Source organism: Thermobifida sp., assembly GCF_017577275.1.
Classification (GTDB): Bacteria; Actinomycetota; Actinomycetes; order Streptosporangiales; family Streptosporangiaceae; genus Thermobifida; species Thermobifida fusca.
In genome coordinates, this window is the sequence record NZ_PITY01000030.1 from 56002 (window position 1) to 66388 (window position 10387).

Annotated in this window: 10 protein-coding genes and 1 pseudogene; 5 read left to right on the forward strand and 6 right to left on the reverse strand. The window is 64.2% G+C overall.

Annotated features, from left to right (window positions below):
• Positions 1–94: 94 nt before the first annotated feature.
• A complete protein-coding gene (locus CW348_RS14560) occupies positions 95–1243 on the reverse strand; it encodes an acyl-CoA dehydrogenase family protein (RefSeq protein WP_104613020.1) in 1149 nt (382 codons plus the stop codon).
• Positions 1244–1457: 214 nt separating this feature from the next.
• Positions 1458–1706 (reverse strand): acetyl-CoA carboxylase, encoded by a 249-nt coding sequence (locus tag CW348_RS14565; RefSeq protein ID WP_016188681.1) that lies wholly within the window; start codon positions 1704–1706, stop codon positions 1458–1460.
• A 228-nt stretch (positions 1707–1934) separates the two neighbouring features.
• Here CW348_RS14565 and CW348_RS14570 point away from each other — a divergent pair, with 228 nt between their 5' ends.
• Positions 1935–3452 carry a serine/threonine-protein kinase gene (locus CW348_RS14570; RefSeq protein WP_104613026.1) on the forward strand — a complete coding sequence of 506 codons (1518 nt, stop codon included), beginning with the start codon at positions 1935–1937 and terminating at the stop codon, positions 3450–3452.
• A gap of 47 nt (positions 3453–3499) precedes the next feature.
• Here the strand turns inward: CW348_RS14570 and CW348_RS14575 are convergent, their stop codons facing one another.
• A complete protein-coding gene (locus CW348_RS14575; protein ID WP_011291946.1) occupies positions 3500–3805 on the reverse strand; it encodes a protease inhibitor I42 family protein in 306 nt (101 codons plus the stop codon).
• 285 nt (positions 3806–4090) lie between these two features.
• Positions 4091–4525 (reverse strand): hypothetical protein, encoded by a 435-nt coding sequence (locus tag CW348_RS14580; protein WP_227480867.1) that lies wholly within the window; start codon positions 4523–4525, stop codon positions 4091–4093.
• 294 nt (positions 4526–4819) lie between these two features.
• Between CW348_RS14580 and CW348_RS14585 the strand changes: the two genes are divergently transcribed.
• A complete protein-coding gene (locus CW348_RS14585; RefSeq protein ID WP_011291948.1) occupies positions 4820–5176 on the forward strand; it encodes a hypothetical protein in 357 nt (118 codons plus the stop codon).
• A gap of 255 nt (positions 5177–5431) precedes the next feature.
• Here the strand turns inward: CW348_RS14585 and CW348_RS14590 are convergent, their stop codons facing one another.
• A complete protein-coding gene (locus CW348_RS14590; RefSeq protein ID WP_104613018.1) occupies positions 5432–6838 on the reverse strand; it encodes a uracil-xanthine permease family protein in 1407 nt (468 codons plus the stop codon).
• A gap of 444 nt (positions 6839–7282) precedes the next feature.
• Positions 7283–8008, reverse strand: coding sequence for a Mut7-C RNAse domain-containing protein (locus tag CW348_RS14595; RefSeq protein WP_104613017.1), 726 nt, complete (start codon positions 8006–8008; stop codon positions 7283–7285).
• Positions 8009–8407: 399 nt separating this feature from the next.
• Between CW348_RS14595 and CW348_RS14600 the strand changes: the two genes are divergently transcribed.
• The 3 genes and pseudogenes from CW348_RS14600 to CW348_RS14610 all read left to right on the forward strand — a co-directional run.
• Positions 8408–9589, forward strand: coding sequence for a thiolase family protein (locus CW348_RS14600; protein ID WP_011291951.1), 1182 nt, complete (start codon positions 8408–8410; stop codon positions 9587–9589).
• Positions 9590–9699: 110 nt separating this feature from the next.
• Positions 9700–10056 (forward strand): ArsC/Spx/MgsR family protein, encoded by a 357-nt coding sequence (locus CW348_RS14605; RefSeq protein ID WP_104613045.1) that lies wholly within the window; start codon positions 9700–9702, stop codon positions 10054–10056.
• A 98-nt stretch (positions 10057–10154) separates the two neighbouring features.
• Positions 10155–10387: pseudogene (locus tag CW348_RS14610) on the forward strand (cytochrome c biogenesis protein CcdA); the annotation flags it as partial.

The window sequence follows — 10387 nt, forward strand, 5'->3', positions numbered from 1 at the left end:
ATCACGTCAAACACCGTCCAACTTAGCGGGAGCACAGCGGCCACACGGCGGATGGCAGGTCTCACGTGCGCGGAACGCCGGATGATTCCCAGACTCAAAAACCGAGATCACGGCCGATGATCTCTTTCATGATCTCCGTCGTCCCCCCGAAGATCGTGTGCACCCGGGCATCCCGCCACAACCGGGAAATCGGATACTCGTCCATGTATCCGTAGCCCCCGTGCAGTTGCAGACACGTGTCAGCGGTCCGCTTCAGCAACTCAGTGGTCCACCATTTGGCTTTGGCCGCATCCACAGGGCTCAGCCTGCCCGCGTTGTGGGCGAGGACCGCCCGGTCGACATAGGTCTGGGCGATATCCACCTCGGTGGCCATTTCCGCCAACTGGAACTTGTTGTGCTGAAAACGGCCGATCTCCTGGCCGAACGCTGTACGCTCCCGACAGTACCGGATCGTCCACTCCACAGCGGCGCGTGCCGCAGCGACCGCGATCACCGCGATCGACAGCCGCTCTTGCGGCAGATTACGCATCAGATAGCCGAACCCCTGGTTCTCCTCACCGAGAAGATTGGCCGCGGGAACCCGCACATCCTCGAAAACAAGTTCGGCAGTGTCCTGGGCGTGCAGCCCCACCTTGGCGAGGTTACGACCCCGGCGGAACCCCGGCATGCCGCGTTCCACCACCACAAGGCTGATGCCGCGGGCCTGGGCCGACGGATCAGTCTTCGCGACGACGATCACCAAATCCGCGTGGATCCCATTGGTGATGAACGTCTTCGTGCCGTTGAGCACATACGAATCGCCGTCCCGGACCGCGGTAGTGCGCACCGCTTTGAGGTCGCTGCCCGCCCCCGGCTCGGTCATCGCAATCGCGGTCACCAGGTCCCCGGAACACAGTCCGGGAAGCCAACGCTGCTTCTGCTCCTCGGAAGCCAGCGACAGCAGATAGGGGGTGACCACATCGTTGTGAACCCCGAAACCGGAGCTCAGCGAGAGCATCCCGGCACGCGCACACTCCTCGGTGAGAATCGCGTTGTAGCGGAAATCCGGTTCACCCCCGCCACCGTACGCGGCAGGGATAGCCGTCCCCAGAAAACCGGCACGACCCCCCTGCCGCCACAGCTCCCGGTCAACGATGCCTTCCGCCTCCCACCGTGCATAGTGGGGGACAGCGTGACGCCGGAGAAACTCCCGCACCGCATCCCGGAACTCGACGTGAGCGGGTTCGAAGAGTGTGCGTTCCATCGCAGCTTTCCCAGGCCGTGGACTACCGTCCGATCCATTCTTCCCTGCCCTCCTGCTGCGGACGGTCTCGCCCCACCTTTGGCCCAACCGCTACGCCCTTGAACGCTGCCGGCCGGTGCGGGCATGACCCGCCGACAGGGGAAGGGCTGTCCCGGCCCGGCACGACAGCCCAGCGCCCCCTGCTGGACGGACCAGCGCGGAGCCGGCTTAAACCCTACGGTTCAGCAATACGCGCGATAGTGTCCCCTTCCGCCAGCTTCTGGCGGTCATGCACCGCGAATTCAGCGAGTGTCCCGGAAGAAACCGACTTGACCTCAGTGAACTGCTTTGCTGCTTCCACCATTCCGATGGTCTGTCCAGCCTCAACCCGCTGGCCTTCCTCCACAAAGGGCGGCGCATCGGGCTTAGGGCGCCGGTAGAAGTGACCGGAGACCGGGGATGTGATCACCCGGGTCGCTGGCATGCCTGCTCCTTGCATCGACCGTCGGATGCCCGTTGCGCTACCCGGCCTGCCGGTACCCTGTCCGCCAGAGCCGTAAAATTTCCGCTCAACTACCCGTTCCCCGAAAAGCCCCATGAACCGGAACGGTTACGGCATTCCCGCATGGCGTTCTCCCAGAAAGAAACGTCCCGGTTTGTCGCATACGGTGTAACTTTGCCCCCAAGTACGGGCGTGCAGGAAGGTTGCGTGGTGGCGGAACAGACGGTCATCGACGACCGGTACGAACTGGAATCGATGCCGATCGGTGAAGGCGGAATGGGGGAGGTCTACCGCGCCCACGACCGAAGACTGGACCGCAAGGTCGCCGTCAAACTCATCCGCTTCCCCTTCGGCCAGCACGATGAGACGCTGGTGAAGCGTTTCCTCCACGAGTCGCGCATCATGGCCCGACTCGAACACCCAGGTGCACCCGCCATCCACGATGTCGGCGTCTTCGACGACCCCCGCGTCGGCTCTCGCCCGTTCATGGTGATGCAGTTCGTTGAAGGAATCTCCCTCGACTACATCATCGATGAACACGAAGACATCCCGGTCTCCTGGGTGGCATCCGCTGCCGCGCAAGTCGCCGCGGTACTCGCCGCAGCACACAAACGCGGCATCTTCCACCGCGACCTCAAACCGTCCAACCTCATGCTGTGCCACGACGGCACCATCAAAGTCCTGGACTTCGGGCTAGCGATGTTCCACGACCCGGACGTCTCACGCCTCACCCGGACTGGAACCCTCCTCGGCACCCCCTCCTACATGTCCCCCGAACAGGTCCAAGGAGCCACTCTCGGGCCGCAAAGCGACCTGTACACGCTCGGACTGGTCATGCACGAACTGCTCACCGGCCAGCGCCTGTTCGACGGGCGCACCGAGTACGAAGTCTTCCACCGCCAAGTCAACGAGCCTGCCCCGTCGGTGCGCACGACACGCCCCGAGGTGCCAGAGGAAATAGACCGGCTCGTGCTGCGCCTGCTGGAGAAACACCCCGCGGACCGGCCCGCAGACGCCGTCGAAGTATGCCGCGCCCTACTGCCGTTCACCCAGGGCGCAGGCTTCCTCCCCGGCACGGTGGCCGAAGGCAGCAACCCGATCCACCTCTACTCCGCCGTAGTCGGCTCTATGACCGACACGGTTGGCCCCACTATCCCGCGAAAGACCCGCGGCGGCCCCGTCGACTTGGACCAGGTCCGCCAAGTGGCCGTGGCGTTCGCTCACGAAGCGCGCTACAACCAAGCGGCGACACTGCTGGAAGCAGTGCTCTCCGCAGTGGTTCCCGCTCTCGCCCCAGACGACCCGCAGGTACTCACTCTGCGCGGGGAGCTTGCTGAAGTGCTGTTCAAAGACAGCGACTACCGCAAAGCAGCCCCCGTATTCGCCGAACTCCACCAGGTTCTCGCGCACCACCGCGGTCCCGACGACGAACAGGTGCTGCACTACCGGCACAGAGAAGCCACTTGCCATGCCCTCATGGGACAGACCACAGAAGCGTTGCGCCTGCTCCGTGCACTGCTCGCCGACCAGCAGGCCAGCTACGGCCCCTACGACCAGCGCACCCTGAATCTGCGCCGCCAGATCGGACTCATGGAGCTCGGGGCAGGGGACACCGGGGGAGCCCGGCGTACACTCCTGGAGCTACTCGACGACCTGGAGCAGCACTACGGTCCGGACCACCCCGACACAGTGAAGGTGCGGGAAAGCCTGCAGCGGATCAGTGGATGAGCGCGGCCGCGGCGGTGCCCCTCGCAGGCACGCCCTAGCGGCGAAGCTCACGACACTTCGACCGTGATGCGCTTCTCCTCGGCCGGCCCCGCCTCCCAACCGCGGGCCAACTGCAGGTCGATATGCCACGTCCCCGGTTCTTCAGCCTGGACGCGCACCACATGCTCCCCGGGAGCACCACCGGAAAGGCTGCCCACGGGCGAGCCGCTGTCTTCTTCCAACAACAGTCCGTCCCCCAGGCTCGCCACTGACCAGACGTACCCCGTGGCGGCATTCTCCGGAAGCCGGACCACCACAGTGTCTCCCACGCGAGAGGTCACTCGCCCGCTGTCCGTCACTTGAACCTCAGCCATAACCACACCTTACGAGCCCTCCCCCTCAAGGAACCATCCCCGCCAGCTCTACATTCGTCCTCTTTTCAGTAAGAAAAAGAAATTCATCCCGTTCACCCCTTGCGAGAAGAAACTCTCGTGTGTGGGAGCGGAGCACCGGTATTGGCCGTGCCGCACAAAGCGGAAACATGCCGGGCAAGGGCCGTGAGAACGGGCCACGGGAGGAGTGCGGGGCGGCACCGCGGTGAGCCGACGCCTGCCCCGCACACTCACCAAGGCAGCCCGCGGACCAGGGCACGACACCCCTCACTGGGAGTGCGAAACAGAGCCCGAACCGTCGGAAGGACCGCCCCGGTAGACAATCCCGCCGTAGAACGTGTGTCCCTGGAAAGCCGTCCCGGTGACATTGCCGTAGATCTGGTTGGTCACCTGGCTGGACGCTGGCTCCTCGTATTTCAACTCGTTGAGGATCACCCGCAGCTCGGCGGCCGCCTCCGGGTTGTTGCGGAGTAGACGGCGCAGCCGGTTACGCCATTCTGTGCGGGCGTCTTCGTCTGGCAGGGTCTTCTCGAGGACATCGCTGCGAGTCTGATCGAGTTCGGCTGCCACCCCCTGGTCTCCGCCGAATAGTGCGGCCACTCGGTCGCGCACTGTTGACCAAAGATCAGTGGTCATGGCCTGCACCAGCGCTGCGGCCCCGCTGGTCGCTAAAGACGTCAGTTCCTGGGAGATTTCCGTCACGTTTCCTCATCTCTGCGGCGATAGGACGAGAACTCTACGACAAAGACTCCCGAAGACCTGCCGCGGTTCCGCGCTACCCGATGACACATCTTTTCTTTTGTGCTGTTTGCTCTGCAATGTCTGCTCTGTCGTGCAAAGCAAACCATAAATGGATAATCGAGAAACGCGGTTTTTCTGAAACGTCAAAATTAGGGAAAGTGGCTTCGAAGAACGGCTCCGCTCTCTAGGTTGGATGGTGGCGCCGTTGGAAAGGCGGCGGCACAGCAGAGGATCCGGCGGTCCCGGAGGAGTGGATTGAGCACAATGAAGCACGGCGGGATAGCGGCATTCGTCGCTGCCATTGCTGCCGCCCTAAGTGCAGTGCCCGCAGCAGCAACCCGCGTCATCGCCATCAGTCTCATGGACTCCTGGGGCCGCGGGGGAATCGGCTGGGACCGCACCAGGCACACCGTCGTGCACCGCACAGCACACGGCGGACCGGAACACATGTCCACCTCGTACGTGACGGTGGCCGCCACAGAGCGGGACGGCGGCACACAGCATGCCCCAGGCAACTTCCTCACCGTCAACAACGGGGAAACCAAGGGGCGCTTCTGTTCCTCGCCCCGTCAAAGATGTGCGGGTCCGTCTCTGTTCCCGCATCTGCGCTGACACGTACTGCGCTGAATGGAGATGACCCCGGAGCGCGGCTGGACCGGTTCCTCCCCGGCCCAGCCGGGAATCGACGGCACAGGAGAGCACCGGTGCAAGGGCGTTCGTAGGGGACGAGCCCTCTACCGGGACGCCCGCAATACCCGACCACTCTCCTGCGTGGGAACCGTCCGGGAGCGGGAATGGTGTCTCGCAGGTTGCCCACAGCCGTCGAAGTGCGGGCCGGACTCTTTCCGGCCCGCACCACACATTCCGCTAGTCCTGCACAGCGTCCTGTTCTGCTTTTCCGCCCTCTGCACCGGAACCGGCAGGAGCACCGGGGGAAGGAGCCGCATGTGTCTTCGACCGTGGCGCTAGCGCGTGGAGCAGGTGGTAGCCCGCGAGGATGACGATCGTGCCCAGCGCAATGCCGCTGATCTGGAATCCGTCGGTGAGGACGAGAGAGACATTGCCGATTCCAGCGATCAATCCGGCCGCAATCGGCACCAATACCAGCGGGTCAGCGAAATTGACCTGGTTTTCCACCCAGATCTTCGCGCCGAGCAGGCCGATCATGCCGTACAGGATGACGGTGATCCCACCGATCACCCCTTGCGGGATGGCATAGACCAGGGCACCGAACTTGGGGCACAGGCCGATCAGGATCGCGATTACTGCAGCCACATAGTAGGGGGCGGTGGAGTAGACGCGGGTGATCGCCATAACCCCGATGTTTTCGGCGTAGGTCGTGGTGGGTGCGCCTCCCACCGAGGACGCCAGCGCTGTGGCCACACCGTCGGCGAAGATCGCCCGACCCATGTAGGGGTTGAGGTCGTTGCCGGTCATCTCCTGCACCGCTTTGACGTGGCCGGCGTTCTCCGCGATGAGGGCGATCACGGCGGGCAGCGCCACCAGGATGGCGGAGAGGTGGAATTCCGGGGCGTGGAACTCCGGCAGGCCGAACCAGGGAGCGTCAGCAACACCGGACAGGTCGACGCGGAAGGCGTCTTTGACGCTGCCGTCCTCCTGCGGGGTCGGGGTCATACCGAAGAGCCGGTCGAAGACCCAGGAGAGGACGAAGCCGAACACCAACCCGAGCAGAACGGTGATCCTGCTGAGGAAGCCGCGCAGCACGACCGTCGCCAGGATCACGAAGGCCATGGTGAGCAGCGCAGTCCACTGGTCGTACGGCCAGTAGGACTCGGAGACTACGGGGGCCAGGTTGAACCCGATGAGCATGACGACCCCGCCGGTGACTGCGGGTGGGAACGCGCGGACGATGGCGTTGGGGCCGAGCAGGTGGATGACGAAACCGGCGAGTGCGAGCACCACACCGGTGACGAGAACCGCTCCGGTGATCGTGGCGGGGCCGCCACCGTCGGCGGCGATGATGACGGCTGCGGCGACGAAGGAAGCGCTGCTGCCGAGATAGCTGGGGACTTTACCGTTGACGATCAGCAGGAAGAGGATGGTGCAAATCCCCGACATCATGATGGCCAGGTTGGGGTCCAGGCCCATGAGGAGGGGGAAGACGAAGGTGGCCCCGAACATAGCGACGACGTGCTGGATGCCGAGGCTGAGGGTGGTGAGTCCCGCGGACAGCCCGTTCCTGGGTCCGGTTGCTGGGGCGGGGGAGGGGACATCGGTGTCCCCTTGGGGGTTCTGATGCGAGCCGGGCTGCATACCGCCTCCCTATTGAGATGGCAAGGACAGGAGTGAGGGCTCCCGGCAGGCCTGTTCCGTGAACGGAGCAGCAAACGCCCACGAACAGGAGGTCTCTCGCGGGGGAGGTGGTGCCCCGGGGAGCGGGAGCCCAGACGCGGTGCCGCTCCGTTGCGGCAACGCGGGCGAGCTCCCGCAAGGGGAGAAGCTCACCCTCCCACAGTTCGACATGGCCGCGTGTCAGCGGGATCGCGGTGAGGCATCGACACGGTCACCCTACGGGGGATGATCGGTTGTTTTCAGTCTGTAGTCCCGGGGTGGGGAGGGCGGACAGCGCTGAGCATGAGGTTCCCCGCCAGGGGTGGGGTGGTAGGCGGTCATATCTATAAATCTACGATGTAAAGGTGGCGGTTAAGAGCTATACAAACAGCAACAACTCCAAACACAAACAACAAGACCAACTCATCAAATCGCGGCAACACGTTTCTGAGCTGCTTCGATGATCTGGGTGAGCCGTGCGTGATGGGCTCCTGGCCAATAAATTTGGCGGCATTCGGTGCATTGGACAAAGGTGTCGTAGGTGGCTCGTGTGCCTGCAGGGAGCTGGTCGACGATGTTGTCTTTGTCGACTTGGGCTAGGGGGCCGTTGCAGGTGAGGCATCGGGTCCAGGGGGCAAGCGGGGGTGCGTAGCGGTCGAGTACTTCGAAGAGCTGCTCGTCGGGGTTGCTGGCGTAGATGTGCCCGCCGGCACGCAGGTTTTTGCGGTACAGGATGCCGCGGTCGCGGGTGAGGAGGATCCGTTGCTCTTCGTTGGCCTGCTGGACGAGTGCAGGGTCGTCACGGTGGGTGTAGTAGACGGTGTCCACGCCGAGGAGGCGTAGCCGCCGGGCCAGGGTGCCGAGGTGGACGTCGAGGATGAACCGGATGGGGGAGAAAGGCACCGGTTGGGGCTTCGGGACGGTGAGTACTTCGATGAGGTCGCCGGGTTGAGGGTGCTGGGAGGGGGAGGCAGTGGTGCCGTTGATGCGCAGTTCACCGATTTCGGTGAGGGGTACGCCCAGTGATTCCACCACGTGGCTCAGGGATGCGGCCGGGTCGTGGTTGACGTGGAGGAGGTCGGTGCGGTTGCGGGGGGCGAGGAGCGGCCGCAGTGTGGGGTCAAACCGTAGCGTTATCGATGCGTGTTGCATGTTGTCAGCATGCCATTGCGTGTGGGGTGGGCGAATGGTTTGGCGGTTTTCGATTTAGCTGACCGGTGGCGGGGCTGGGGCGTGGTGAAGCGGCCGCCGTAGGCAAGGTGCTCGTCAGTTCTTGCGGCTTCGGCTGAGTAGAGCAGGGGAAGGTCGGAGTGGTCGGCGGCGGCCAGGGTGAGGGCGGCGACGTTGTCGGCGTGGGGTTTCTGTTGCGGTGGTGGGTTTGAGGTTGTGGGGGTGTCGGGAGTGCGGGACATGGGGGGTTTCTGGTTGCGGGATTTCTGAGGGTGCAGGGTTGTTGGGCTTGTGAGGGTGGGACTTGGTCTGGGTGGTCTGCCATTCACCTAATATGTTCATCATTAGAAGCATTTTTGGTGGGATGAGGAGACCTGCACCATGAGCTCCCCCGAACGGATCATTGTGGTTGACGGTGCGCGGACGCCAGTCGGCAGTTTTGGCGGCGCGTTCAAGGATGTGCCCGCCCACGAACTCGGTGCGGTGGCGGCCCGGGCAGCGCTCCAGCGGTCCGGGATCGCGGCGTCCGACATCGACGAGGTGGTCATGGGCTGCATTGGCCAGGTTGGCCCGGACGCTTACAACGCGCGGCGGGTCGCTATCGCCGCTGGGCTTCCGGAGAGTGTCCCCGCCTATACCGTCAACCGGTTGTGCGGTAGCGGTCTGCAGGCGGTGTGGTCTGGGGCGATGCAGATCCGCTGGGGTGCGGCCGACATTGTCCTGGCCGGCGGTGACGAGAACATGAGCCGGATGCCGTTCTACGATTTCGGGGCGCGTTCCGGTTATCGGCTGGGGGACCGCACGCTGGTGGACGGCACGGTGGCGATGCTGACGGACCCGTTCTCCAACGTGCACATGGGGTGCACGGCTGAGGCGGTGGCCCGAAAGTACGGGGTGAGCCGTGCTGAGCAGGATGAGTTTGCGTTGGAGTCGCAGCGTCGCGCGGCTGCTGATGCGGCGCGTGCCGCGTTCGCTGAGGAGATCACCCCGGTGGAGGTGGGGGGCCGTAAGCCGGTGGTGGTTGAGGTGGATGAGCATCCTCGGCCGGACACCACGTTGGAGGGGTTGGCGCGGCTCCGTCCGGTTTTTGAGAAGGACGGTACGGTGACGGCGGGGAACGCGTCGGGGATCAATGATGGTGCGGCCGCGTTGGTCCTGGCTCGTGAGTCGGTGGTGCGTGAGCGGGGCCTGAAGGGTCTGGCTGTGGTGGAGTCGGTGGCGACCGCGGCGATGGATCCGCAGCTGATGGGGTATGCGCCGGTGCTTGCGTTGCGCAAGCTGTTTGAGCAGACGGGGACGAGCCCGGCTGTGGTTGATGTGGTGGAGTTGAATGAGGCGTTTGCGGCGCAGGCGGTTGCGGTGATCCGGGACGCTGGTCTGGATCCGGAGAAGACCAACCCCTATGGGGGGGCGATTGCGTTGGGTCATCCGGTGGGGGCGACCGGGGCGATTCTTACGTTGCGGGTGGCCCGGGATTTGGTGCGGCGTGATCTTGAGCTTGGTGTCGTCACGATGTGCATTGGTGGCGGACAGGCTTTGGCCGCTTTGTTGCGTCGGGTGTGAGTGTTCGTTCGTGGATGCGCGGGTCTGCGGTGGGGTTTGGCTGCAGGCCCGCGTTTTTGTCTGGGTGTGCGGGTCCTGCTGGGGTGGTGGGGGTGGGCATGATGGTGGGCATGGAGATTTGGGTTAATCCGGCTTGTTCGAAGTGCCGTTCCGCGTTGTCGCTGCTGGATGCCGAAGGGGTGCGCTACACGGTGCGCCGGTATTTGGAGGATCCGCCTACGGCGGCGGAGGTGGAGGAGGTGTTGGGCAAGCTCGGGTTGGAGCCGTGGGATATCACTCGGTTGGGTGAGCGGCAGGCTCGAGAGTTGGGGATGGCTGAGTGGCCGCGGACGGTGGAAGAGCGGGGGCGGTGGATTTCGGCGTTGGTGGCTCACCCGGTGTTGATTCAGCGTCCCATTATTACGGCGGAGGAGCGGGCTGTGGTGGGGCGTGGTGAGGAGGCGGTCCGCCAGATGTTAGAGGAGTAGTCCGAGAAGCTGGTGGGTGTGGATTGTGGGTCGCAGCCTTTGGGGTGTTGGTCTCCGCTGTGGGGGATGGGGTCGCCGTAGCTGAGGAGTGACCGGGGTTGGGTATCGGATATGTGGCTGCGTTTGCGGGTGGAGCGCTGGCGCTTTTCAGTCCGTGTAGTGCGCTGCTGCTGCCCTCGTTCTTCGCGTACGCTTTCCGTTCTCCGGTTCGTCTCCTCGCGCGGACCGGGGTTTTCTTTTGTGGGCTGTGTGCCACGCTGGTGCCTTTGGGGTCGGGGTCGGCGTTGGTGAGCACGCTTTTTTACGGGCACCGGGATCTGCTCATCACGGT